Raw genomic sequence first — 23,895 nt, 5'->3', positions numbered from 1 at the left:
GACGCATAATGACGCCGTATATAATACTGATGTCTAAAAACAGGGCAAATAATGGCAAGACGTATTCTGGTCGTTGAAGATGAAGCGCCAATCCGCGAAATGGTCTGTTTCGTGCTGGAACAAAATGGTTTTCAGCCGGTAGAAGCGGAAGATTACGATACCGCAGTGAGTAAACTGAATGAACCCTGGCCCGACCTTATTCTGCTCGACTGGATGTTACCGGGCGGTTCGGGGCTGCAATTTATTAAGCATATCAAACGTGAAGCCTTAACCCGCGATATTCCGGTGGTGATGCTAACCGCCCGCGGTGAAGAGGAAGATCGGGTGCGTGGCCTGGAGACGGGCGCGGATGATTACATTACTAAGCCCTTCTCACCAAAAGAGCTGGTCGCGCGCATTAAAGCCGTGATGCGGCGCATTTCACCGATGGCGGTGGAAGAGGTGATCGAGATGCAGGGCCTGAGCCTTGACCCTACTTCTCATCGCGTGATGACCGGCGAAAACCCTCTCGATATGGGGCCGACCGAGTTTAAGCTATTACACTTCTTTATGACTCACCCGGAGCGCGTGTACAGCCGTGAACAACTGCTGAACCACGTCTGGGGTACCAACGTGTATGTGGAAGACCGCACCGTCGACGTTCATATTCGTCGGCTGCGTAAGGCGCTGGAGCACAGCGGCCACGATCGTATGGTGCAAACCGTTCGCGGCACGGGCTATCGTTTCTCTGCCCGATTCTAATTTTTGACAGGAGAGTGACGCGTGCTGGAACGGCTGTCATGGAAAAGGCTGGCCCTGGAGCTGCTATTATGCTGTCTCCCGGCTGTCGTACTGGGACTGATTTTTGGTTATCTGCCGTGGTTTTTACTGGCGGCAGTGACCGGCCTGCTGATCTGGCATTTCTGGAATCTGTTGCGTTTGTCGTGGTGGCTGTGGGTCGATAGAAGTATGACGCCGCCGCCGGGTCGCGGCAGCTGGGAGCCGCTGCTGTACGGGCTTAACCAGATGCAGTTGCGTAATAAAAAGCGTCGCCGCGAGCTGGGAAATCTGATTAAACGCTTTCGTAGCGGCGCCGAGTCGCTGCCAGACGCCGTGGTGTTGACCACGGAAGAAGGGGCGATCTTCTGGTGTAATGGCCTTGCCCAGCAGCTGCTGGGGCTTCGCTGGCCCGACGATAGCGGGCAAAACATCCTCAACCTGCTGCGTTACCCCGAATTTACCCAACACCTCAAAAAACGCGATTTTCTCAAGCCGCTGCATCTGGTGCTGAATAACGGTCGCCATCTGGAAATCCGCATTATGCCGTATACCGACCGTCAGCTGCTGATGGTGGCGCGCGACGTGACGCAGATGCACCAGTTGGAAGGGGCGCGGCGGAATTTCTTCGCCAACGTTAGCCATGAGCTGCGTACGCCGCTCACCGTGCTGCAAGGTTATCTGGAGATGATGCACGAGCAGGTGCTGGAAGGGAACGTGCGTGAAAAAGCGCTGCACACCATGCGCGAGCAGACCCAGCGCATGGAAGGGTTGGTCAGGCAGCTGTTAACGCTGTCGAAGATTGAAGCCTCGCCGACGCTCGCGCTGAATGAAAAAATCGACGTACCGATGATGCTGCGGGTGGTCGAGCGTGAAGCGCAGACGCTGAGCCAGCAGAAGCATCAGTTCCGCTTTGAAGTCGATGAAACGCTGAAGGTGCTGGGCAATGAGGATCAACTGCGCAGTGCGATGTCGAATCTGGTCTATAACGCCGTGAATCATACGCCGGAAGGCACGTTGATTACGGTGCGCTGGCAGCATGCGCCGCATGGGGCGCTGTTTAGTGTCGAAGATAATGGGCCGGGCATCGCGCCAGAGCACCTGCCAAGGCTCACCGAACGCTTTTATCGCGTGGATAAAGCGCGCTCCAGGCAGACCGGCGGCAGTGGGCTGGGGTTAGCGATTGTGAAACATGCCGTCAGCCACCACGACAGTCGCCTGGAAATTAGCAGTGAAGTCGGCAAGGGATCGTGCTTTAGCTTCCTGCTGCCGGAACGTTTAATTGCCAAAAACAGCGACTGATCGCCAGCTTGTCATCTTAACTTTCCACAGACCAGCCCTGGCTGGTCTGTTTGCTTTGCAGTTAAGAAAACGCTGCCTGATTAACGAACGTCTGGTTGTTTTTTGTTCGCATGATTAGCCGGATGTTTTTCTTAAATCCAGTCAATAAGTCTGGTTGTTAATTGAGTATCAATATAATCATCTGGTTTTGCGATCCCGTGTTGCTTTAAAACGTTATAAGCGTTTAAATTGGCCCCCATACGGTCGTAAACAGACTGTTTATACGCGGTAAATCAAAAAACTATTCTTATTTACTCCGCGAAGGGAGCATATCCCTCTGAGTTTATCGTTGGTTTGCTCTGTATCATTCCGCTGAATCCATTGCGATAAATTTGTTTTACAACACCACATCCACAGGCAGTAGTTACATATGACCCATCAATTAAAATCGCGTGACATCATCGCTCTGGGCTTTATGACCTTTGCGTTGTTTGTTGGCGCAGGTAACATCATTTTTCCTCCTATGGTTGGTCTGCAGGCCGGTCCTCACGTCTGGACCGCGGCGATCGGCTTCCTGATTACTGCTGTGGGTCTTCCGGTGCTGACCGTAGTCGCGCTCGCCAAAGTGGGCGGCGGCGTTGATAGCCTGAGTACGCCAATCGGCAAAGTGGCGGGTGTGCTGCTTGCCACCGTCTGCTATCTGGCGGTTGGGCCACTGTTCGCTACGCCGCGTACCGCGACCGTCTCGTTTGAAATTGGTATTGCGCCGCTGACCGGTAGCGGTGAACTGCCGCTGTTTATCTATAGCCTCATTTATTTTGCGCTGGTGATTCTGGTCTCGCTGTATCCGGGCAAGCTGCTCGATACCGTCGGCAACTTCCTGGCGCCGCTGAAAATTCTGGCGCTGATTGTGCTGGCCGTTGCGGCGGTTATCTGGCCTGCGGGCCCGATCAGCCATGCGCTGGATGCCTATGAAACCGCCGCGTTTTCTAACGGTTTCGTTAACGGCTACCTGACCATGGACACGCTTGGCGCGATGGTCTTCGGGATTGTTATCGTTAACGCCGCGCGTTCTCGCGGTGTGACGGAAGCGCGTTTACTGACTCGCTACACTATCTGGGCCGGTCTGATGGCCGGTGTCGGCTTGACGCTGCTGTATCTGGCGCTGTTCCGCCTGGGTTCTGATAGCGCGATTCTGGTCGATCAGAATGCCAACGGCGCGGCGATTCTGCATGCTTACGTTCAGCACACTTTCGGTGGTGCCGGGAGCTTCCTGCTGGCGGCGCTGATCTTCATCGCCTGTCTGGTGACCGCGGTTGGCCTGACCTGCGCTTGTGCAGAGTTTTTTGCTCAGTACCTGCCGTTCTCCTACCGTACGCTGGTGTTTATCCTTGGTTTGTTCTCAATGGCGGTATCAAATCTGGGGCTCAGCCATCTGATTCAGATTTCGATTCCGGTGCTGACGGCCATCTATCCACCGTGTATCGCACTTGTAGTACTCAGCTTTACGCGTAATTGGTGGCATAATTCGGGCCGCGTTATTGCACCACCGATGTTCATCAGCCTTGTTTTTGGTATCCTTGACGGGATTAAAGCCTCTGCGTTCGCAGACGTGCTGCCGGGGTGGGCCGCTCGTCTGCCGCTGGCCGAGCAAGGTCTGGCATGGCTGATGCCGACGGTCGTTATGGCGGTTCTGGCGATTGTCTGGGACCGTATGGCGGGTCGTCAGGTGACATCAAGCGCGCATTAATTCGCGTCGCAGAGTCAGGTGTTTTAACCACGGAACGTGATGTTCCGTGGTTTTTTATTTTGGGTACTTTCACCTAAGTCGTTCGCGGTGACGCGGGGATGATGGGTATGACATGGCACTGGAAACGATGGAAAACAACAAGCTGAAGCGCGGGTTAAGCACCCGACACATTCGCTTTATGGCCCTCGGATCGGCAATTGGTACGGGGCTGTTTTACGGCTCCGCCGACGCCATCAAGATGGCCGGGCCAAGCGTGCTGCTGGCCTATATTATCGGCGGCGTGGCCGCTTATATCATTATGCGTGCACTGGGCGAGATGTCGGTACATAACCCTGCCGCCAGCTCGTTCTCCCGCTATGCGCAGGAAAACCTCGGCCCGCTGGCGGGCTATATTACCGGCTGGACCTACTGCTTTGAGATTTTGATTGTCGCCATTGCCGACGTCACTGCGTTCGGCATCTATATGGGCGTCTGGTTCCCGGCGGTACCGCACTGGATCTGGGTGCTCAGCGTGGTGCTGATTATCTGCGCCATTAACCTGATGAGCGTGAAGGTATTTGGCGAGCTGGAGTTCTGGTTCTCCTTCTTCAAAGTCGCCACCATCATCATCATGATCGTGGCCGGTTTTGGCATCATTATCTGGGGCATCGGCAACGGCGGGCAGCCAACGGGTATTCATAATCTGTGGAGCAACGGCGGCTTCTTCAGCAACGGCTGGCTCGGCATGGTGATGTCATTGCAGATGGTGATGTTCGCCTACGGCGGTATCGAGATTATCGGTATCACCGCCGGGGAAGCGAAAGACCCGGAGAAATCCATTCCGCGCGCCATCAACTCCGTGCCGATGCGTATTCTGGTGTTCTACGTGGGGACGCTGTTCGTGATTATGTCCATCTACCCGTGGAACCAGGTGGGCACCGACGGCAGCCCGTTTGTGCTGACTTTCCAGCATATGGGGATTACCTTCGCGGCCAGTATTCTTAACTTCGTGGTGCTGACGGCATCGCTGTCGGCGATTAACTCTGATGTGTTTGGCGTCGGGCGTATGCTGCACGGCATGGCCGAGCAGGGCAGCGCGCCGAAGGTGTTTGCGAAAACCTCGCGCCGCGGTATTCCGTGGGTGACGGTGATGGTGATGACCATCGCGCTGCTGTTCGCGGTGTACCTGAACTACATCATGCCGGAAAACGTCTTCCTGGTGATCGCGTCGCTGGCCACCTTCGCCACCGTGTGGGTGTGGATTATGATTCTGCTGTCGCAGGTGGCGTTCCGTCGTCGTCTGTCGGCAGATGAAGTTAAGGCGCTGAAGTTTAAGGTGCCGGGCGGCGTCGCCACTACCATTGTGGGGCTGGTGTTCCTGGTCTTTATCATCGGCCTGATTGGCTATCACCCGGATACGCGCATCTCGCTGTACGTTGGTTTTGCGTGGATTATCCTGCTGCTGGTGGGGTGGATGTTTAAAACCCGTCGCAGTCGCTGATCATCGCGAACGTTGTTAAACCCGGCCTCGCGCCGGGTTTTTTGTTTGTGCAATCTGCGCCCCCGTCCTCCTCCCTACAAAAAAGTTTGAAAGAGGATTAGAGGGGCAGGGACGTATGGCAAGGTGTGCTCATTTTGATGATAGGGGATAGATGATGTTAAACGCCTGGCACCTTCCGGTTGCGCCCTTTATTAAGCAGCGGCAGGATAAACTGATTATCACACTGTGGCTGCGCGGCGATGACCTTCCGCAGCGGGTGACGATGCGCGCGGAAGTGGACAACGAAGAGACGACGGTGCCCATGCGCCGTAGCGGTAAATCGCCTGTAGCTGACGTTGTGCAGTGGCGTGCGGAAATCGCGCTGCATGAGGGCCAGCCGCGCCGTCGCTATGCGTTTAAGCTGCTGTGGGACGACCGCCAATTATGGTTTGCGCCAAAAGGTTTGAGCGCCTTCCCGCCGGCGAAGCTGGAACTCTTTGCCTATGATTGCCCGGACGACAGCCCGCAGTGGGTAAGCGAGCAGATTTTCTATCAGATTTTCCCCGACCGTTTCGCACGTAGCCAGAAGCGCAGCGAGCAGCAGGACAAGGTCTATCATCATCATGCCGCCGGGCACGACATCATCCTGCGCGACTGGGATGAACCATTGACCGCCGAAGCCGGCGGCTCGACCTTTTACGGCGGCGATCTCGACGGTATCAGCGAGAAGCTGCCGTACCTCAAAGCATTGGGCGTAACCGCGTTGTACCTGAACCCGGTCTTCACCGCGCCGAGCGTGCACAAGTACGATACCGAAAATTACCGGGAAGTGGATCCGCAGTTTGGCGGTAGCGATGCGTTGCTGCGCCTGCGGCACAACACGCAGCGTGAAGGCATGCGGCTGATACTTGATGGCGTCTTCAACCACAGCGGCGACACACATGAGTGGTTCGACCGACATCACCGCGGCGATAACGGCGCGTGTCATCATGCGAGCTCTCCGTGGCGGGATCGCTACAGTTTCTCTGCCGAAGGCAAGGCGCTGGACTGGTTAGGTTATTCCAGCCTACCGAAGCTTGACTATCAGTCATCAACGCTGATTGACGAAATCTACGGCGGTGAGGACAGCATTGTGCGTCACTGGCTGAAAGCGCCGTGGAGCATGGACGGCTGGCGGCTGGATGTTGTGCATATGCTCGGTGAAGCTGGGGGAGCGAAGAACAACCTCAAGCACGTTGCGGCGATAACGCAGTCGGCGAAAGCGGCACGCCCGGATGCCTTCGTTTTCGGTGAACACTTTGGTGATGCGCGGCAGTGGTTGCAGCAGGATGCGGAAGATTCGGCGATGAACTACCGCGGCTTTACCTTCCCGCTGTGGGGGTTCCTGGCCAACACTGATATTTCATACGACCCGCAGAAAATCGATGCGCAAACCTGCATGGCGTGGATGGAGGATTATCGCGCCGGACTGTCCCATCAGCAGCAGTTGCGCATGTTTAACCAGCTTGATAGCCACGATACCGCGCGCTTTAAATCGCTGCTCGGTCGCGACGCGGCGCGTCTGCCGCTGGCGGTGGTGTGGTTGTTCTGCTGGCCCGGCGTGCCGTGTATCTATTACGGCGATGAAGTGGGTCTGGATGGTAATAACGATCCCTTCTGCCGCAAGCCGTTCCCGTGGAATAAAAGCCAGCAGGACCAAACGCTGCTGGCGCTGTACCAGCGCTTAGCCGCGTTGCGTAAAGCGACGCCAGCCCTGCGCCACGGTGGATGCCAGGTACTGTACGCCGAAGGCGATGTGGTGGTATTCCTGCGCGTATTGGGCGCGGAGCGTGCGTTGGTGGCGATTAACCGCGGGGAATCCTGTGAGGTGCCGCTGCCGATATCGCCGCTGCTTGCTGTGGGGGAGTGGCTGCGCCGGGAAGGGGAAGGGCAACAGTCTGATGCCACGCTGTCTCTCCCGGCAATTTCCGCCACGGTGTGGACCGCTCATTGATACAGGCGAGTAATCTCAGCGCTGGCGAGCAGGGTTTCCCGCCACCAGCGCTGAGCTAAGCCATCGCTACCGTTACGCCATGCCATATAGGCAACATCCTTCTGGCGGAAAGAGATAACCGATTTTTCGACCAGCTCGCCGGTGCTAAGCCACGGGCTGGCGATATGTCGGGGCAGAAAACCGCAGCCGATACCGGCACGAAGCAGCATCACTTTGCTATTAAAATCATCAACGCGAATTTGCGGCTGCTCGTCCATCAGATTGGTTTGCAGCGGATGACAATAGCGCGCACTGTCGCTGATAACCACCGCGCGATGCAGGCACAGCTGTTCATTGGTTAAGACTTCCGGCACCGCGGCAAGCGGGTGATTGGGGGAAACGACGAAAACATTGTCCAGCGTGCCGAGCATATGGTAGGACCAGGCCGCAGATGTCGGCGGCTCGTTGATGGCGCCGAGTATGATATCCGCGCCGTTATGCGTCAGCTCTTCCCAGGAACCGGCCAGCGTATGGTGGGTAAAATTGAGGCGTGTTTGCCTGTTCAGCGCATAAAAGGCTTCGATATGCGGCAGCAGTGCGGCAAAAGGAAACGAGTCATCCAGCGCAATCGCCAACTCCTTCTCCCAGCCCGCGCTCAGCTGTAGCGCCTGTTTTTCCAGATCCTTTGCCGCATTCAGCAGCAGTCGCCCCTTTTCCAACACCATACGTCCGGTATCGGTGAATTTTGCCCGATGCCCGGAGCGATCGAGCAGTTCGATACTCAGATCGCTTTCCAGCTTCTGGATCATATAGCTCAGGGCGGCAGGTGTTTTAAACAGTGATTCTGCCGCAGCGGCGAAAGTGCCGTGTTTATCGATAGCGTCAAGGATCAGTAAAACGTCGAGATTAATGCGCATAAGAAAAAAATATCCTGAAAAATAAACCACTCAGTTGTAACGAATAGGAAAAAACAATGCTAGTGAATAAATTAGATGAAACCTGCGCATTTTTTTGATTCATGATGAGATACATCGTAATAAGAAAATAATACCGTCACAGGATGGTAAGTTTTCTTTAATAACTTGTTAGAAATTTCCCGCTATACTCAACAGGCTTTCTGATTCAGGATCCTGCTGCTGACGGCAGTGTAAGACCGTTGCCTTTTAACTTATTGATTAAGAAGGTGTGTTATGTCTATTCGGGAACTGATTGACCCTCAAAACTCTACGCTTATTTTTATTGACCATCAGCCGCAAATGTCTTTTGGCGTGGCAAATATCGATCGTCAAACGCTGAAAAATAATACCGTAGCGTTAGCGAAAGCCGGGAAAATATTTAATGTTCCGGTTATTTATACTTCCGTGGAAACCAAAAGTTTCAGCGGCTATATTTGGCCTGAATTGCTTGCCGTCCACCCTGATGTAAAACCTATCGAACGAACCTCAATGAACTCCTGGGAAGACGCTGCGTTTGTTAAAGCAGTGGAAGCAACCGGGCGTAAAAAGCTGATTATTTCCGCGCTGTGGACCGAAGTCTGCCTGACCTTCCCGGCCCTGATGGCGTTGGAAGCAGGCTATGAAGTGTATGTGGTGACCGACACTTCTGGCGGTACCTCCGTTGACGCTCACGAGCGTTCTATTGACCGCATGGTACAGGCTGGCGCAGTGCCGGTAACCTGGCAGCAGGTCCTGCTGGAGTACCAGCGCGACTGGTCGCGCAAAGAGACTTACGACGCGGTGATGGATCTGGTACGTGAACACAGCGGCGCTTACGGGATGGGCGTGGATTACGCTTACACCATGGTGCATGGCGCACCTGAACGTAAAGCCTAAGGTGAGGATGCCGACGGGGCTTCTCCCCGTCGGTTGGTCAGCGCAAGGAACCTATCGTCATGACGCAAAAGCACGTCACGCTGGTGATTACTCACGCCATTCGCCCTGAACACGTCGCACAATATGAAGCCTGGCTGGGCGAAATTATGCCCGTGGCGGCGAGCTACCCCGGCCATCTGGGCGCGAACGTGATTCGCCCGGTCGACGGGCAGACGGCGTGGAATATTATTATTCGCTTTGACACTCTCGAACACCTTTACGCCTGGACTCAGTCTGACGTCCGTCGCCAGCTGGTTAATGAGATTGCGCCGCTGCTCGGCGAAGGCGATCACACTGAAATTCGTACCGAACCCGCCTTCTGGTTTACGCCGCCCGCAGCGCATGTCCGCCAGCCGAAACGCTGGAAACAGTTTCTGATAACGCTGCTGGTGATTTTCCCCAGTACTAACCTGGTGCCCGCGATTACCGGCGCGCTGCTGCCTTCGTTAAAGGGAACCTTGTTGCTGCATTTTCTCAACGATGCCTGTGTGGTCGCGCTGGTGGTCTGGTTCTGGATGCCCATCGTGACCCGCCTGTTTGCCGGCTGGCTAAAAAAAGCCTGAGCTGGCCAAGGAGAACGTTATGTCACAAACAGCCACACTGATCTTAACTCAGGGGCAGATTCATACTCTGGACCCGCAACAGCCGCGCGCCGAAGCGGTGGCGATCGCCGATGGCAAAATCCTCGCCGTCGGTAGCGACGCGCAGATGTTGTCTTATGCGGGCGAAGGTACGCAGATTATCGACCTTCATGGCCACACCGTGGTGCCAGGGCTTAACGACTCGCACCTGCACTTGATTCGCGGCGGTCTGAACTACAACCTTGAACTGCGCTGGGAAGGCGTGCCGTCGCTGGCGGATGCCCTGCGGATGCTGAAAGAGCAGGCCGACCGTACGCCGTCGCCGCAGTGGGTGCGCGTTGTCGGTGGCTGGAGCGAGTTCCAGTTCGCTGAACGCCGCATGCCGACGCTGGAAGAGCTGAACGAAGCCGTGCCGGATACGCCGGTGTTTGTGCTGCACCTCTACGATCGCGCATTGCTCAACCGCGCGGCGCTGAAAGCCGTCGGCTATACCAAAGAGACGCCGGCACCGGCGGGCGGCGAGATCGTTCGCGATAACAACGGCAACCCCACCGGGATGCTGATCGCCAAACCGAACGCCATGATCCTTTACGCCACGCTGGCGAAAGGGCCGAAGCTGCCGCTGGAACAGCAGGTGAACTCTACCCGCCAGTTTATGCGCGAACTCAACCGGCTGGGCCTGACCAGCGCCATCGACGCGGGCGGCGGTTTCCAGAACTACCCGGAAGATTACGAAATTATCGAACAGCTGCATGCTAACAAGCAGATGACCATTCGTATCGCCTACAACCTGTTTACCCAGCGTCCGAAGCAGGAGCTGGACGACTTCGAGCGCTGGACCGATATGCTCAAGCCGGGGCAGGGTACGGATTTTTATCGTGCCAACGGGGCGGGGGAAATGCTGGTATTTTCGGCAGCCGATTTTGAAGACTTCCTGCAGCCGCGTCCGGATCTGCCGCCAGGAATGGAAGAGGAGCTGGAACGCGTGGTGCGCCATCTGGTCGAGCACCGCTGGCCGTTCCGCCTGCATGCTACCTATGATGAATCCATCAGCCGCATGCTCGATGTGTTTGAGAAGGTGAACCGCGATATTCCGTTTAACGGTCTGCACTGGTTCTTTGACCACGCCGAGACCATTACCGAACGCAATATCGAACGTGTGAAAGCGCTGGGGGGCGGCATCGCGGTGCAGCACCGAATGGCTTTCCAGGGGGAATACTTTGTCGATCGCTACGGGAAAGACGCGGTGAAACACACGCCGCCGGTGGCGAAGATGCTGGAGATGGAGGTGCCGGTTGGCCTCGGTACCGATGCAACGCGCGTGGCGAGCTATAACCCGTGGACGGCGCTGTACTGGCTGGTATCCGGGCGAACCGTTGGCGGGTTGGCGATGTACGACGACGAAAATCGCCTGCCGCGCGACGTGGCGCTGGAGCTGTGGACGGCGGGTAGCGCCTGGTTCTCCAGCGAGCAGGGCAAAAAAGGCCGTATTGCCGCCGGGCAACTGGCGGATCTGGTGACGCTGTCGAAGGATTACTTCAGCGTACCGGAAGAGGAGATTAAGGGGATTGAGTCAGTAATGACGATTGTCGATGGCCGCGTGGTGTATGCCGCCGGGCACTTTACCCCGCTGGCGCCGCCGCCCATTCCGGTGCTGCCGGAGTGGTCACCGGTGGTCAAAGTGCCGGGGCACTACCGTTCCGCGCCTCCGGGATCCGAGCATATCGGCGCGGTCGTGCAGATGCACCAGTGCTGCGGTAGCTGCGGTGTGCACGGGCATCAGCACGATCTGGCGCGCAAATCCGGCGTGCCGGTATCCGATGACCGTGCTTTCTGGGGCGCGCTGGGTTGTTCCTGCTTCTCGTTCTAATCTTTCGCTGACTTCGGATAACAAAAAAGGCTCGCAAAATGCGAGCCTTTTCAGCAGAACGCGAGCCGATTACAGGCTGGATACGTTCTCGCTCAGGTACTTAGCCACGCCGTCCGGAGACGCGTTCATGCCTTCTTTCCCTTTTTCCCACTGCGCCGGGCACACTTCGCCGTGCTGCTCGTGGAACTGCAGCGCATCAACCATACGCAGCATTTCGTCGATGTTACGGCCCAGCGGCAGGTCGTTAACCACCTGGTGGCGAACAACGCCGTTAGCGTCGATCAGGAAGGAGCCGCGCAGCGCAACGCCTTCGTCCGGATGTTCGATACCGTAAGCTTTCTGGATTTCGCGCTTAACGTCGGCAACCATCGCATATTTCACCGCGCCGATGCCGCCTTTGTCGACCGGCGTGTTACGCCATGCGTTGTGAACGAATTCGGAGTCAAAGGAGACGCCAACCACTTCAACGCCGCGCTTCTGGAACTCTTCGTAACGTTTGTCGAAGGCGATCAGCTCAGACGGGCAGACGAAGGTGAAGTCCATCGGCCAGAAGAACAGAACGGTGGCTTTACCCTGGGTGTGCTGTTTGAAATTGAATTTCTCAACGATTTCACCGTTGCCCAGTACCGCAGCTGCGGTGAAGTCAGGCGCTTGACGAGTAACCAGAACCATGGGGTTCTCCTTTGAATTTATAAGGTTAATGGAACGCAACGCGGGCCAGTATAGGGAGGGTAAGCGGCTAATACAAAAAGGCTTTGACGATTAATTTATTAGGTTTTACCTATCAATAATTTATTTTTTCCAAGTTTTTAAGAATAGCGCTTCCCGCGCAGAGCGCAAGGCTTACAGCGCTTTGTTTTTCGCCTGGCGCATCATTTGCGGGTAAAACTGCCAGAAGCGGGTCTCCAGGGCGGCATAGTGGGCATCGAGATCGTGCCATGAATCACGTAGCGCATCGAGTTTAGGCCGGCGGCTGGCCATGCCGTTAAGAACGCGCTGGATAAACGCCATCTCGCCATAGCGCTCAAGCCAGCGTTCCGACCACAGGTGCTCGTTCAGGGTAATAAAGCGCGCCGGAGCCTGGGGCAGAATAGTGATGACCTGCTCATGGGCATAGCGCACAAAATCGGGCAGGGCGATATCGGGTGAAATTTGCGCCCAGTGGCGGGAGAGAAAGTGGTCCCACATCACGTCAAGGGTGATTGGCGCGACCCGGCGCGTCTCGGGACGAAACCACTCGCGGGCCTCTTTCACCTGCGGCAGGTTGTCGGTCATCACGTCGATGCGGCGATGCAGATGAATACCGTCAACGATGGCGGCCGGATAGTCCTGCTGCGGGTTGCCGCGCACAAAATCGGCCAGCAGATTGCCCGACAGCGAGCTGTCGGCGAGGTGTGCGAGATGCAGGTGAGCGAGAAAATTCATGGTTTACTGTTTATCCAGAGGGGTAAGGGTTGCAGGGACGACGCACCGGCACTAGACTACCCGCCTCATTATTAAGCCCAGAGTCACAGTCATGCGCGTTGCCGATTTCTCCTTTGAACTACCTGAATCCCTGATTGCCCACTATCCACAAGCCGAGCGCAGCAGCTGTCGCTTGCTGTCGCTGGACGGGCCGACGGGCGCGCTGACGCACGGTACTTTCACCGATTTGCTCGACAAGCTCAACCCTGGCGATCTTCTGGTCTTTAACAATACCCGCGTGATCCCGGCGCGTCTGTTTGGCCGTAAAGCCAGCGGCGGCAAGATTGAAGTGCTGGTCGAGCGTATGCTGGATGATAAACGTATTCTGGCACATATTCGCGCTTCTAAAGCGCCGAAGCCGGGCGCCGAGCTGCTGCTGGGCGACGACGAAAGCATTAAAGCGACGATGGTTGCGCGCCACGACGCGCTGTTTGAAGTCGAGTTCGACGACGAGCGTAGCGTGCTGGATATTCTGAATGCGATCGGCCACATGCCGCTGCCGCCGTACATCGATCGTCCGGACGAAGACGCGGACCGCGAGCTGTATCAGACCGTGTATAGCGAAAAGCCGGGCGCGGTTGCGGCACCGACCGCGGGTCTGCACTTTGACGAACCGCTGCTGGCGAAACTGCGCGAGAAAGGCATCGAAATGGCCTTTGTGACCCTGCACGTGGGCGCAGGCACTTTCCAGCCGGTGCGCGTGGACAGCATTGAAGACCACATTATGCACTCCGAATACGCGGAAGTGCCGCAAGAGGTGGTTGATGCCGTGCTGGCGGCGAAAGCGCGCGGCAACCGCGTTGTAGCGGTCGGTACGACCTCAGTACGCTCTCTGGAAAGCGCGGCGCAGGCGGCAAAAGATGAACTGATTGCGCCGTTCTTCGGCGACACGCAGATCTTTATTTTCCCGGGTTATCAATATCAGGTGATTGATGCGCTGGTCACCAACTTCCACCTGCCGGAATCCACATTGATTATGCTGGTTTCCGCTTTTGCCGGTTATCAGCACACCATGAACGCCTATAAGGCTGCTGTAGAACAAAAATATCGCTTTTTTAGTTACGGCGATGCCATGTTTATCACGTACAATCCACAGGCTATTTCTGAGCGTGTCGGGGAATAAATCCGCGACATGAGTATTTAAAACGTCGGACTGTTTTTCTGACGCAGGAGTTAAGATGAAATTTGAACTGGACACCACAGACGGTCGCGCTCGCCGCGGCCGCCTGGTTTTCGATCGTGGCGTAGTGGAAACGCCAGCCTTTATGCCTGTCGGTACCTACGGCACCGTGAAAGGCATGACGCCGGAAGAAGTTGAAGCCACCGGCGCGCAGATTATTCTCGGCAACACTTTCCACCTGTGGCTGCGCCCGGGTCAGGAAATTATGAAGCTGCACGGCGACCTGCACGATTTCATGCAGTGGAAAGGGCCGATTCTCACCGATTCCGGCGGTTTCCAGGTCTTCAGCTTGGGCGATATCCGTAAGATCACCGAGCAGGGCGTACACTTCCGCAACCCGATCAACGGCGATCCGATTTTCCTCGATCCGGAAAAATCCATGGAGATTCAGTACGATCTCGGATCCGACATCGTGATGATCTTCGACGAATGTACGCCGTACCCGGCGGACTGGGACTACGCGAAGCGCTCCATGGAGATGTCGCTGCGCTGGGCGAAACGCAGCCGCGACCGCTTTGATGGCCTCGGTAATAAAAACGCGCTGTTCGGCATCATTCAGGGTAGCGTTTACGAAGATTTACGCGATATCTCTGTCAAAGGTCTGGTAGAGATAGGCTTTGATGGCTACGCTGTCGGCGGTTTGGCGGTCGGTGAGCCGAAGGAAGACATGCACCGCATCCTGGAGCACGTTTGCCCGCAGATCCCTGCTGACAAACCGCGTTACCTGATGGGCGTTGGCAAACCGGAAGATCTGGTTGAAGGCGTACGTCGCGGTATCGACATGTTTGACTGCGTTATGCCAACGCGTAACGCCCGTAATGGTCATCTGTTCGTGACCGACGGCGTGGTAAAAATCCGCAATGCCAAGCATAAAAGCGACACGAGCCCGCTCGACGCTGGGTGTGATTGCTACACCTGTCGCAATTATTCGCGTGCATACTTGCATCATCTTGACCGTTGCAACGAAATATTGGGCGCGCGCCTCAATACCATTCATAATCTTCGCTACTATCAGCGCTTAATGGCTGGTTTACGCAAGGCTATTGAAGAGGGTAAATTAGAGAGCTTCGTGACCGATTTTTACCAACGTCAGGGGCGACCCGTTCCACCTTTGAACGTTGATTAATTTTAATAATGAGGGAATTTGAATGAGCTTTTTTATTTCTGATGCGGTAGCGGCAACAGGTGCTCCGGCGCAGGGCAGCCCGATGTCTCTGATTCTGATGCTGGTGGTATTTGGTCTGATTTTCTACTTCATGATCCTGCGCCCACAGCAGAAGCGTACCAAAGAGCACAAGAACCTGATGAACTCCATCGCGAAAGGCGATGAAGTCCTGACCAACGGTGGTCTGGTTGGCCGTGTAACCAAAGTAGCGGAAACTGGCTACATTGCTATCGCGCTGAACGACACCACTGAAGTGGTTATCAAACGTGACTTCGTAGCTGCCGTTCTGCCGAAAGGCACCATGAAGGCGCTGTAATATTCCGTTTTCCCAAAGGGAACTGCCGTGTTAAACCGTTATCCTTTGTGGAAGTATGTCATGCTGATCGTCGTGATTGTCGTCGGTCTGCTGTATGCGCTTCCCAACCTGTATGGTGAGGATCCGGCCGTTCAAATCACTGGCGTGCGCGGCGTCGCCGCCAGTGAGCAAACGCTGATCCAGGTCCAGAAAACGTTACAAGAAGAAAAAATCACCGCTAAGTCTGTGGCACTGGAAGAGGGCGCTATTCTTGCGCGCTTCGACACCACCGACATCCAGCTGCGCGCGCGTGAAGCGCTGATGAGCGTGCTGGGTGACAAATATGTCGTGGCGCTTAACCTTGCTCCGGCAACACCGCGCTGGCTGGCTGCGATTAAAGCAGAGCCAATGAAGCTCGGTCTTGACCTGCGTGGCGGCGTTCACTTCCTGATGGAAGTGGATATGGACACCGCGTTGGGCAAATTGCAGGAACAAAACATCGACAGTCTGCGCAGCGATCTGCGTGAGAAAAACATTCCGTATTCCAACGTACGCAAAGAAGATAACTATGGTCTGAGCATCACGTTCCGCGATGCTAACGCGCGCGATCAGGCTATCGCTTATCTGACCCCGCGTCACCGCGATATGGTTATCACCAGCCAGGGCAGCACGGCGCTGCGCGCGGTTATGACCGACGCACGTCTGAGTGAAGCACGCGAATATGCGGTTCAGCAGAACATCAACATTCTGCGTAACCGTGTTAACCAACTGGGCGTGGCTGAGCCGGTGGTTCAACGCCAGGGCGCTGACCGCATCGTGGTTGAGCTGCCGGGTATCCAGGATACCGCTCGCGCGAAAGAAATTCTCGGCGCGACGGCAACCCTGGAATTCCGTCTGGTAAACACCAACGTCGATCAGGCTGCTGCCGCTTCTGGCCGTATTCCTGGTGACTCTGAGGTGAAAAACACGCGTGAAGGTCAGCCGGTTGTGCTGTACAAACGTGTGATTTTGACCGGTGACCATATCACCGACTCCACTTCAAGCCAGGATGAATACAACCAGCCGCAGGTGAACATCTCGCTGGATAGCGCGGGTGGCAACATCATGTCTAACTTCACCAAGGACAATATCGGCAAGCCGATGGCGACCCTGTTTGTGGAGTACAAAGACAGCGGTAAGAAAGACGCGAACGGTCGTGCCGTGCTGGTGAAACAGGAAGAGGTGATTAACATCGCCAATATCCAGTCTCGTCTGGGTAACAGCTTCCGTATTACCGGTATTGGTAACCCGAACGAAGCGCGTCAGCTGTCGCTGCTGCTGCGTGCGGGTGCGTTGATTGCGCCAATTCAGATTGTTGAAGAACGTACCATTGGCCCAACGCTGGGTATGCAGAACATCAAACAGGGCCTGGAAGCGTGTCTGGCCGGTCTGGTGGTCTCTATCCTGTTCATGATCTTCTTCTACAAGAAGTTCGGCCTGATTGCGACCAGCGCGCTGATCGCGAACCTGGTGCTGATTGTCGGCATTATGTCGCTGCTTCCGGGCGCGACGTTAAGTATGCCGGGGATTGCGGGGATTGTGTTAACCCTTGCGGTGGCGGTCGATGCGAACGTTCTGATCAACGAACGTATCAAAGAAGAGTTGAGCAACGGGCGTTCGGTGCAGCAGGCGATCAACGAAGGCTATGCCGGCGCGTTTAGCTCCATCTTTGATGCGAACATTACGACGCTGATTAAAGTCCTGATCCTGTATGCCGTCGGTACCGGGGCCATTAAAGGGTTCGCAATTACTACCGGTATCGGTGTAGCGACGTCAATGTTTACCGCGATTGTCGGTACGCGTGCCATCGTAAACCTGTTGTATGGCGGCAAACGCATCAACAAGCTGTCAATCTGAGGAGTGCGTTGTGGCACAGGAATATACTGTTGAACAATTGAACCACGGCCGTAAAGTCTATGACTTTATGCGCTGGGACTTCTGGGCTTTCGGCATCTCGGGTTTCCTGCTGATTGCGGCCATCATCGTGATGGGCGTACGCGGGTTTAACTGGGGTCTCGATTTCACCGGCGGTACGGTCATTGAGATCACGCTGGAAAAACCGGCTGATATGGACGTGATGCGCGATGCGCTGGAGAAAGCGGGCTTTGTTGACCCGCTGCTGCAGAACTTCGGCAGCAGCCACGACATTATGGTACGTATGCCGCCGACTGAAGGTGCAGACGGCGGGCAGGTGCTGGGTAGTAAGGTGCTGAGTGTGATTAACGAATCCACCAACCAGAACGCCGCCGTGAAACGTATCGAATTCGTCGGGCCAAGCGTGGGGGCCGATCTGGCGCAAACCGGCGCGATGGCGCTGCTGGTGGCGCTGATTTCCATCCTGGTGTACGTCGGTTTCCGCTTTGAGTGGCGACTGGCGGCGGGCGTGGTTATCGCGCTGGCGCACGACGTGATCATCACCTTAGGGATCCTGTCGTTGTTCCATATCGAGATTGACCTGACGATCGTTGCATCGCTGATGTCGGTCATCGGTTACTCGCTCAACGATAGTATCGTGGTATCGGACCGTATTCGTGAAAACTTCCGCAAAATTCGTCGCGGGACGCCTTACGAAATCTTTAACGTGTCGCTGACACAGACGCTGCACCGTACGTTGATTACCTCCGGTACGACGTTAGTGGTAATTCTGATGCTGTACCTCTTCGGTGGTCCGGTACTGGAAGGCTTCTCGCTGACGATGCTGATCGGTGTCTCCATCGGTACCGCTTCGTCTATCTACGTAGCATCGGCGCTGGCGCTGAAGCTGGGTATGAAGCGCGAGCATATGCTGCAGCAGAAAGTTGAGAAGGAAGGGGCGGATCAGCCGTCCATTCTGCCGTAAGCTGACGCTGTCAGGATGCTGATAAAAGCCGTAACGCCGTAGGGTGTTGCGGCTTTTTTATTGCGCCTTTAGACTGGGACATTCCCTTACTTTTATTACTACATACCGGGTCATTATGGCTATCATCCCTAAAAACTACGTGCGGCTGGAAAGCGGCTACCGTGAAAAAGCACTGAAACTGTTTCCGTGGGTCTGCGGGCGTTGCTCGCGTGAGTTCGTCTACTCCAACCTGCGTGAGCTGACGGTCCATCATATGGATCACGACCATACCAATAACCCGGAAGACGGTAGCAACTGGGAGTTGCTGTGCCTGTTCTGCCACGATCACGAGCACTCAAAATACACCGAGGCGGATCAGTACGGTTCGACGGTGGTCGCCGGGGAAGATGCGCAGAAAGACGTGGGCGAGGCGACCTATAACCCGTTTGCCGATCTGAAAGCGATGCTGAATAAAAAGAAATAAGCGCCGCGTGCTGTAACGCTTACATAGTCACTGAAATCTCGATCGCAAGGTCGGGATTTTTTCGTTTTAAAGTCATGTGGATAACAGCGAGAGGCGTAGAATCAGCGGCAAGCCGGGTTCACCCGGTGAGGCGCAGTGTTGCGGGGGCTTGATCCCCGGTGGCCTTGTCGCTGGAAAGAGAAAACCCCCGCACATTGTTTGGTATTCACCGGCAACATAACGGGGGCAATCCTATCTCTAGACAAGTTGAGGATAGCCGCGAACCGTTGCCATTGCAACCAAGGCGGCTGTATGACGCTCACGGAAGTTTGCATTATTGTCTGGCACGACCTGGCAGCACCAACGCTGGTCGGTATTGCGACGGGTCTGTTTTTAGGCTAGTGGCATAGTCAGAGATAAGGCGAGGTGGGCGAACCTGCCGCCCGCATGGCAGCATGCGTCCGAAACGGGCCAGAGGGAAACCTCTGGCCTTTTTGTTAGCGGGATTAGAAGTTATAACCCACGACCAGATAACCACCCCAGCCGGTTGATTTCGCGCTGAAATCACCTTCGCCCCAGTTCAGGGTATTGCCACCTTGCCACTGGCCGCCGTTATGGAAGTAACGGGCGACAACGGAGTAGTGCCAGTGATCGTAGTTTAACGCTAGCACGTGGCTGGAGGCGATGGAGTTGCTGGTACGGTTCGGTTCGTCGCCCAGATCGGAGCCCCAGTCGAAGTTGGTGAAACCAATGTAGCTCAGCTTACCACCCCACAGGTCGGTAATCGGTACAAAGTATTTCACTTTGAAGCGGTAGCCGTCCCACTCGTTTTCGTTCGCCGCACCGTAGTTCTGCCACTGGTATTTCGCATACACGTTCAGGGACAGGCCCATCGGCAGACCGGTATCGATATCGGTACCCAGACCCATGTACCAGGTGCTCTGGCGGCTGGCTTTGTTGTCACCCATATCGTAGATGTAGTTGTTGGCGAAGTACCACTCTTTGAATGGGCCGAAGCTCAGGTCTGCGCCGGTCAGCTTATCAATAGAGAAGCGCGGTTCGATTTCCATAAACAGCGGAGAACCGTCGGACCAGATACCTTTATCGTTACCGTTACCCCAGTCGAAGGTTTTCGGAATATCGATGTAGCCGTAGAAGTCTAACCAATCTTTCTTCGCAAACGCTTCATACTCGAGGTAGACGTCGTTGTTCAGCTTCGGAGAGAAGCGGGTGTGGTAGCTTCCTACCACGTTTACGCTCTGGTGCCACCAGTCAGAGACATACTGCGGCTGAGAGTCGCCTGCTGCGTTAGCAGTGAAAGATGCGGAGAGCGCCAGCGCGGCACCGGCTGCCAGTAATGTTTTTTTCATATTTATGCCACTAATAAAAAAATTCGAAAGAGAGTGATTTTTATCACCGAAGTTTTTCTAAATGTTTCGTGTTTCTGCGAGCCTATTATATGAATCCTTGCTCACGAAAATCAGTCGCACTTCACACATTTTTCAAATGCGTAATCGATTGCGTTCACGTTTGCGTAGTTTAGACGCGGCGATTGTACTGATGGGGTGAATTATTGCAAATGTTTACATACAGAAAATGTGGGCAAGAGAGGGCGCGTTGGGGCGGTGTCGGCACTGGAACGGCACAGTGCCGATAAGCGAGATTACTGCGCGTTGGCGGGTTGAACGTCGTGAATGCGTACAAAGCCCAGTTGCTCTGGCGTCACGCCGTTAAGCTGCAGTGGAATATCGACGTCGCTTGGCGCCAGCACGCTGGCCGGGGCGGAGAACAGCTGATTTTGCACGTTCACTTCCTCATACTGCTCGGTGGTGCCCTGGATCTGTCCCCATTCCACGGTGCCGGTGAAGGCCGGCAGCGGCGTGTTGGACTCGCCGGAGATGCGCAACGTTAGCGCCGTGCCCTGAGCGTTGGCGGCAACGTTACGCAATGACATGCGCAACGTGCCTATCTGGCTATCCAGGCGGGCAGGGGTATTGGCCCCCGGCAACAGATATACGCCCTTCGTCGATTTGGCGTTCAGCGCATTTTGCTGGGTGATTTTCACCGTTTCTTTGTTAAGCTGCGTCATCTCGCTGCTCAGCGCACTAATGCTTTGATGCATTTGCTTCACTTCCGACTGCTGCGCGCAGGCGCTCAGGCTGACGAGGCTTCCCAGCAGGGCAATTCTTAGGTAACGTCTTGTCATTCTGTCTGTTCCTTCTTTTCGGGATAACGCAATGGTAGCGTGCAATAGGGCTGATGGCATCGATCCATTGTCTCAAAAACATGCCGCCTTTGTTGTCTTCGCAGTTCAGGGTAAAATAGATTCCATTACACTCACCCTCATCGTCAGGACGTCATATGCACTGCCCATTCTGTTTCGCCGTAGACACTAAAGTGATTGACTCCCGTCTTGTGGGAGAAGGCTCTTCTGTTCGCCGCCGTCGGCAATGCCTGGTGTGCAACGAACGCTTCACGACCTTTGAGGTTGCGGAGCTGGTGATGCCGCGCGTGGTAAAAAGTAACGACGTGCGCGAACCGTTTAATGAAGACAAATTGCGCAGCGGCATGCTGAGAGCGCTGGAAAAGCGCCCGGTGAGCGCTGATGACGTAGAAATGGCGATTAACCACATTAAATCGCACCTGCGTGCCACCGGCGAGCGTGAAGTGCCGAGCAAACTGTTGGGGAATCTGGTGATGGAACAGCTGAAAAAGCTGGATAAAGTCGCCTATATTCGCTTTGCCTCGGTCTACCGCAGCTTTGAAGATATTAAAGAGTTTGGCGAAGAGATCGCCCGCTTACAGGATTAAGCTATGCACGATGAAATGTACATGGCGCGCGCGCTTAAACTGGCGGCGCGCGGGCGATTTACCACCCATCCGAATCCGCGCGTCGGCTGCGTGATTGTCAATCAGGGCGAAATCGTCGGCGAAGGTTTTCACTATCGCGCCGGTGAGCCGCATGCAGAAGTGCACGCGCTGCGCATGGCGGGTGAAAAAGCCAAAGGCGCAACGGCCTACGTCACGCTTGAACCGTGCAGCCACCATGGCCGTACGCCGCCCTGCTGCGATGCGTTAATTGCCGCGGGTGTCTCGCGCGTGGTTGCCGCCATGCAGGACCCGAATCCGCAGGTGGCGGGCCGCGGTCTCTATCGCCTGCAGCAGGCGGGTATTGAGGTCAGCCATGGGCTGATGATGAGCGAGGCCGAAGCGTTGAACAAAGGCTTCCTCAAGCGGATGCGCACCGGTTTTCCGTACGTGCAGCTTAAACTCGGCGCATCGCTCGACGGGCGTACGGCGATGGCCAGCGGCGAAAGCCAGTGGATTACCTCCCCGCAGGCGCGTCGCGATGTGCAGCGTCTGCGCGCCGAAAGCCACGCCATTTTAACCAGCAGCGCCACGGTGCTGGCCGACGATCCGGCGCTGACCGTGCGCTGGGGCGAACTGAGCGCTGAAACGCAGGCGCGCTACCCGCAGGAAAATCTGCGTCAGCCGCTGCGCATTGTGATTGATAGCGGCAATCGCGTGACGCCTGAGCATCGCATCGTGCATCAGCCCGGCGAAACGCTATTTGCGCGTACCGTGGAAGATACCCGCAGCTGGCCCGACGGCGTACAGACGCTGAAAGTGCCGGAGCATAACGGCCATCTCGATCTGGTGCTAATGATGATGCAGCTGGGCAAACAGCAGATTAACAGCATCTGGGTGGAGGCGGGGCCAACGCTAGCCGGCGCGCTGATTCAGGCGGGGCTGGTGGACGAGCTTATCGTCTATATCGCGCCTAAACTGTTAGGGAACGATGCGCGCGGATTATGTGTGCTGCCGGGGCTTGAGAAACTGGCCGATGCCCCCCATTTCAAATTCAACGAGATACGTCAGGTAGGGCCGGATGTCTGCCTGCATTTAACGGCTGCGTGAGGCTTTCCGAATTAGAGGAAGCAGCGCCCAGAATATTATGATAAAATCCGCCCCCCTGCGGGGCAAATGAACCCAAAGGAACAGTATGAACATTATTGAAGCTAACGTTGCTACCCCGGACGCTCGCGTCGCCATCACCATCGCGCGTTTCAACAACTTTATCAATGACAGCCTGCTGGAAGGCGCTATCGACGCCCTGAAGCGTATTGGTCAGGTTAAAGATGAAAACATCACCGTTGTTTGGGTTCCAGGTGCTTATGAACTGCCTCTGGCGGCTGGCGCACTGGCGAAAACCGGTAAATACGATGCGGTGATCGCGCTGGGTACGGTTATCCGTGGCGGTACTGCTCACTTCGAATATGTTGCTGGTGGGGCAAGCAATGGCCTGGCGCACGTCGCTCAGGACAGCGAAATCCCGGTAGCCTTTGGTGTTCTGACCACCGAAAGTATTGAACAAGCCATCGAACGCGCTGGCACAAAAGCCGGTAACAAAGGTGCTGAAGCTGCACTGACCGCGCTTGAAATGATTAATGTATTGAAAGCCATCAAGGCCTGATTTTTGTAAGGGGAAATCCGTGAAACCTGCTGCTCGTCGCCGCGCCCGTGAGTGTGCCGTCCAGGCGCTTTACTCCTGGCAGTTGTCCCAGAACGACATCGCCGATGTTGAATACCAGTTCCTGGCGGAACAAGACGTGAAAGACGTTGACGTCCTGTACTTCCGTGAACTGCTGTCCGGGGTGGCGACTAACAGCGCGTACCTCGACGGATTGATGAAGCCATACCTGTCCCGTCTGCTCGACGAGCTGGGCCAGGTGGAAAAAGCCGTACTGCGTATTGCACTGTTTGAACTGTCAAAACGTGACGATGTGCCGTACAAAGTGGCCATCAACGAAGCCATCGAGCTGGCGAAAACCTTCGGCGCTGAAGACAGCCACAAGTTTGTCAACGGCGTGCTGGATAAAGCCGCTCCTGCTATTCGTCCCCACAAAAAGTAATCTCCAGGCCGGTGCGCG

The 23,895-nt window shown here is 55.6% G+C and carries 24 protein-coding genes; 19 read left to right on the top strand and 5 right to left on the bottom strand.

Translation table 11 applies throughout. From position 1 onward, the window contains the following. Positions 1-51 precede the first annotated feature (51 nt). From phoB to malZ, 5 genes are all read left to right on the top strand, one after another. Positions 52-741, top strand: a complete 690-nt coding sequence (gene phoB, locus ABTW00_RS18040; protein WP_035895131.1) for a phosphate response regulator transcription factor PhoB — start codon at positions 52-54, stop codon at positions 739-741. Positions 742-762: 21 nt separating this feature from the next. Next, complete coding sequence (gene phoR / locus ABTW00_RS18035; protein ID WP_433636645.1) at positions 763-2,058, top strand: phosphate regulon sensor histidine kinase PhoR; 1,296 nt, start codon at positions 763-765, stop codon at positions 2,056-2,058. Between the two features lie 409 nt (positions 2,059-2,467). Beyond that, positions 2,468-3,787, top strand: coding sequence for a branched-chain amino acid transporter carrier protein BrnQ (brnQ, locus tag ABTW00_RS18030; protein WP_064547843.1), 1,320 nt, complete (start codon positions 2,468-2,470; stop codon positions 3,785-3,787). Between the two features lie 127 nt (positions 3,788-3,914). After that, positions 3,915-5,267, top strand: a complete 1,353-nt coding sequence (proY, locus tag ABTW00_RS18025; RefSeq protein WP_064548121.1) for a proline-specific permease ProY — start codon at positions 3,915-3,917, stop codon at positions 5,265-5,267. Between the two features lie 154 nt (positions 5,268-5,421). After that, entirely contained in the window at positions 5,422-7,239 is a 1,818-nt protein-coding gene (gene malZ, locus ABTW00_RS18020; RefSeq protein WP_433641080.1) for a maltodextrin glucosidase, read from the top strand. On the opposite strand, the gene ABTW00_RS18015 is transcribed toward malZ, so the two are convergent. Further along, positions 7,233-8,135 (bottom strand): LysR family transcriptional regulator, encoded by a 903-nt coding sequence (locus ABTW00_RS18015; protein WP_433636643.1) that lies wholly within the window; start codon positions 8,133-8,135, stop codon positions 7,233-7,235. The genes malZ and ABTW00_RS18015 overlap by 7 nt on opposite strands. Positions 8,136-8,408: 273 nt before the next feature. Between ABTW00_RS18015 and ABTW00_RS18010 the strand changes: the two genes are divergently transcribed. From ABTW00_RS18010 to ABTW00_RS18000, 3 genes are read left to right on the top strand one after another with little or no spacing between them, the layout of a single operon-like run. Beyond that, positions 8,409-9,050 carry a hydrolase gene (locus ABTW00_RS18010; protein WP_003021513.1) on the top strand — a complete coding sequence of 214 codons (642 nt, stop codon included), beginning with the start codon at positions 8,409-8,411 and terminating at the stop codon, positions 9,048-9,050. Positions 9,051-9,109: 59 nt separating this feature from the next. Then, on the top strand, positions 9,110-9,652 hold the full coding sequence (locus ABTW00_RS18005) for an antibiotic biosynthesis monooxygenase (protein ID WP_065357845.1): 543 nt from the start codon (positions 9,110-9,112) through the stop codon (positions 9,650-9,652). 19 nt (positions 9,653-9,671) lie between these two features. Then, positions 9,672-11,540: an amidohydrolase gene (locus ABTW00_RS18000; protein ID WP_433636638.1), complete on the top strand. Its 1,869-nt coding sequence runs from the start codon at positions 9,672-9,674 to the stop codon at positions 11,538-11,540. 69 nt (positions 11,541-11,609) lie between these two features. On the opposite strand, the gene ABTW00_RS17995 is transcribed toward ABTW00_RS18000, so the two are convergent. Further along, on the bottom strand, positions 11,610-12,212 hold the full coding sequence (locus tag ABTW00_RS17995) for a peroxiredoxin (protein WP_064547849.1): 603 nt from the start codon (positions 12,210-12,212) through the stop codon (positions 11,610-11,612). Positions 12,213-12,383: 171 nt separating this feature from the next. Beyond that, positions 12,384-12,965, bottom strand: a complete 582-nt coding sequence (gene acpH / locus ABTW00_RS17990; protein WP_064547851.1) for an ACP phosphodiesterase — start codon at positions 12,963-12,965, stop codon at positions 12,384-12,386. Positions 12,966-13,056: 91 nt separating this feature from the next. Here acpH and queA point away from each other — a divergent pair, with 91 nt between their 5' ends. The 7 genes from queA (at position 13,057) to ABTW00_RS17955 (ending at position 19,366) form a co-directional block, all read left to right on the top strand. Continuing rightward, positions 13,057-14,127, top strand: a complete 1,071-nt coding sequence (gene queA / locus ABTW00_RS17985) for a tRNA preQ1(34) S-adenosylmethionine ribosyltransferase-isomerase QueA (RefSeq protein ID WP_064547853.1) — start codon at positions 13,057-13,059, stop codon at positions 14,125-14,127. A 55-nt stretch (positions 14,128-14,182) separates the two neighbouring features. After that, on the top strand, positions 14,183-15,310 hold the full coding sequence (tgt, locus tag ABTW00_RS17980; protein WP_433636635.1) for a tRNA guanosine(34) transglycosylase Tgt: 1,128 nt from the start codon (positions 14,183-14,185) through the stop codon (positions 15,308-15,310). 22 nt (positions 15,311-15,332) lie between these two features. Then, positions 15,333-15,665: a preprotein translocase subunit YajC gene (yajC, locus tag ABTW00_RS17975; RefSeq protein WP_002890398.1), complete on the top strand. Its 333-nt coding sequence runs from the start codon at positions 15,333-15,335 to the stop codon at positions 15,663-15,665. A gap of 27 nt (positions 15,666-15,692) precedes the next feature. Further along, positions 15,693-17,540, top strand: coding sequence for a protein translocase subunit SecD (gene secD, locus ABTW00_RS17970; RefSeq protein WP_271447482.1), 1,848 nt, complete (start codon positions 15,693-15,695; stop codon positions 17,538-17,540). A gap of 10 nt (positions 17,541-17,550) precedes the next feature. Further along, on the top strand, positions 17,551-18,522 hold the full coding sequence (gene secF, locus ABTW00_RS17965) for a protein translocase subunit SecF (RefSeq protein WP_064547857.1): 972 nt from the start codon (positions 17,551-17,553) through the stop codon (positions 18,520-18,522). 115 nt (positions 18,523-18,637) lie between these two features. Beyond that, complete coding sequence (gene yajD, locus ABTW00_RS17960; RefSeq protein ID WP_035895149.1) at positions 18,638-18,985, top strand: HNH nuclease YajD; 348 nt, start codon at positions 18,638-18,640, stop codon at positions 18,983-18,985. A gap of 291 nt (positions 18,986-19,276) precedes the next feature. Further along, entirely contained in the window at positions 19,277-19,366 is a 90-nt protein-coding gene (locus tag ABTW00_RS17955) for a type I toxin-antitoxin system toxin Ldr family protein (RefSeq protein WP_064547859.1), read from the top strand. 104 nt (positions 19,367-19,470) lie between these two features. Here ABTW00_RS17955 and ABTW00_RS17950 read toward each other — a convergent pair whose 3' ends face one another. Continuing rightward, entirely contained in the window at positions 19,471-20,334 is an 864-nt protein-coding gene (locus ABTW00_RS17950; RefSeq protein WP_433636630.1) for a nucleoside-specific channel-forming protein Tsx, read from the bottom strand. Positions 20,335-20,627: 293 nt separating this feature from the next. Next, the gene (locus ABTW00_RS17945) at positions 20,628-21,170 is read right to left on the bottom strand and encodes a DUF3251 domain-containing protein (RefSeq protein WP_064547863.1); all 543 of its coding nucleotides are present in this window, start codon (positions 21,168-21,170) and stop codon (positions 20,628-20,630) included. 155 nt (positions 21,171-21,325) lie between these two features. Between ABTW00_RS17945 and nrdR the strand changes: the two genes are divergently transcribed. The 4 genes from nrdR (at position 21,326) to nusB (ending at position 23,877) form a co-directional block, all read left to right on the top strand. Continuing rightward, complete coding sequence (nrdR, locus tag ABTW00_RS17940) at positions 21,326-21,775, top strand: transcriptional regulator NrdR (RefSeq protein WP_061282153.1); 450 nt, start codon at positions 21,326-21,328, stop codon at positions 21,773-21,775. Positions 21,776-21,778: 3 nt separating this feature from the next. After that, positions 21,779-22,882: a bifunctional diaminohydroxyphosphoribosylaminopyrimidine deaminase/5-amino-6-(5-phosphoribosylamino)uracil reductase RibD gene (ribD, locus tag ABTW00_RS17935; RefSeq protein ID WP_433636626.1), complete on the top strand. Its 1,104-nt coding sequence runs from the start codon at positions 21,779-21,781 to the stop codon at positions 22,880-22,882. A gap of 85 nt (positions 22,883-22,967) precedes the next feature. Beyond that, entirely contained in the window at positions 22,968-23,438 is a 471-nt protein-coding gene (gene ribH / locus ABTW00_RS17930; protein WP_001021161.1) for a 6,7-dimethyl-8-ribityllumazine synthase, read from the top strand. A gap of 19 nt (positions 23,439-23,457) precedes the next feature. Beyond that, positions 23,458-23,877: a transcription antitermination factor NusB gene (gene nusB, locus ABTW00_RS17925; RefSeq protein ID WP_064547866.1), complete on the top strand. Its 420-nt coding sequence runs from the start codon at positions 23,458-23,460 to the stop codon at positions 23,875-23,877. The last annotated feature ends 18 nt before the right edge of the window (positions 23,878-23,895 follow it).

The organism is Kluyvera georgiana (assembly GCF_050990895.1).
Lineage (GTDB): Bacteria > Pseudomonadota > Gammaproteobacteria > Enterobacterales > Enterobacteriaceae > Kluyvera > Kluyvera georgiana.
This window is presented reverse-complemented; position numbering and strand designations above follow the sequence as displayed.

What these genes read in the sequence shown, in the direction of transcription:
- phoB (WP_035895131.1), top strand. Translation starts at nt 52, where the DNA reads ATGGCAAGACGTATTCTGGTCGTTGAAGATGAAGCGCCAATCCGCGAA.
- brnQ (WP_064547843.1), top strand. Translation starts at nt 2,468, where the DNA reads ATGACCCATCAATTAAAATCGCGTGACATCATCGCTCTGGGCTTTATG.
- proY (WP_064548121.1), top strand. Translation starts at nt 3,915, where the DNA reads ATGGAAAACAACAAGCTGAAGCGCGGGTTAAGCACCCGACACATTCGC.
- malZ (WP_433641080.1), top strand. Translation starts at nt 5,422, where the DNA reads ATGTTAAACGCCTGGCACCTTCCGGTTGCGCCCTTTATTAAGCAGCGG.
- ABTW00_RS18015 (WP_433636643.1), bottom strand. Translation starts at nt 8,135, where the DNA reads ATGCGCATTAATCTCGACGTTTTACTGATCCTTGACGCTATCGATAAA.
- ABTW00_RS18010 (WP_003021513.1), top strand. Translation starts at nt 8,409, where the DNA reads ATGTCTATTCGGGAACTGATTGACCCTCAAAACTCTACGCTTATTTTT.
- ABTW00_RS18005 (WP_065357845.1), top strand. Translation starts at nt 9,110, where the DNA reads ATGACGCAAAAGCACGTCACGCTGGTGATTACTCACGCCATTCGCCCT.
- ABTW00_RS18000 (WP_433636638.1), top strand. Translation starts at nt 9,672, where the DNA reads ATGTCACAAACAGCCACACTGATCTTAACTCAGGGGCAGATTCATACT.
- ABTW00_RS17995 (WP_064547849.1), bottom strand. Translation starts at nt 12,212, where the DNA reads ATGGTTCTGGTTACTCGTCAAGCGCCTGACTTCACCGCAGCTGCGGTA.
- acpH (WP_064547851.1), bottom strand. Translation starts at nt 12,965, where the DNA reads ATGAATTTTCTCGCTCACCTGCATCTCGCACACCTCGCCGACAGCTCG.
- queA (WP_064547853.1), top strand. Translation starts at nt 13,057, where the DNA reads ATGCGCGTTGCCGATTTCTCCTTTGAACTACCTGAATCCCTGATTGCC.
- tgt (WP_433636635.1), top strand. Translation starts at nt 14,183, where the DNA reads ATGAAATTTGAACTGGACACCACAGACGGTCGCGCTCGCCGCGGCCGC.
- yajC (WP_002890398.1), top strand. Translation starts at nt 15,333, where the DNA reads ATGAGCTTTTTTATTTCTGATGCGGTAGCGGCAACAGGTGCTCCGGCG.
- yajD (WP_035895149.1), top strand. Translation starts at nt 18,638, where the DNA reads ATGGCTATCATCCCTAAAAACTACGTGCGGCTGGAAAGCGGCTACCGT.
- ABTW00_RS17955 (WP_064547859.1), top strand. Translation starts at nt 19,277, where the DNA reads ATGACGCTCACGGAAGTTTGCATTATTGTCTGGCACGACCTGGCAGCA.
- ABTW00_RS17950 (WP_433636630.1), bottom strand. Translation starts at nt 20,334, where the DNA reads ATGAAAAAAACATTACTGGCAGCCGGTGCCGCGCTGGCGCTCTCCGCA.
- ABTW00_RS17945 (WP_064547863.1), bottom strand. Translation starts at nt 21,170, where the DNA reads ATGACAAGACGTTACCTAAGAATTGCCCTGCTGGGAAGCCTCGTCAGC.
- nrdR (WP_061282153.1), top strand. Translation starts at nt 21,326, where the DNA reads ATGCACTGCCCATTCTGTTTCGCCGTAGACACTAAAGTGATTGACTCC.
- ribD (WP_433636626.1), top strand. Translation starts at nt 21,779, where the DNA reads ATGCACGATGAAATGTACATGGCGCGCGCGCTTAAACTGGCGGCGCGC.
- ribH (WP_001021161.1), top strand. Translation starts at nt 22,968, where the DNA reads ATGAACATTATTGAAGCTAACGTTGCTACCCCGGACGCTCGCGTCGCC.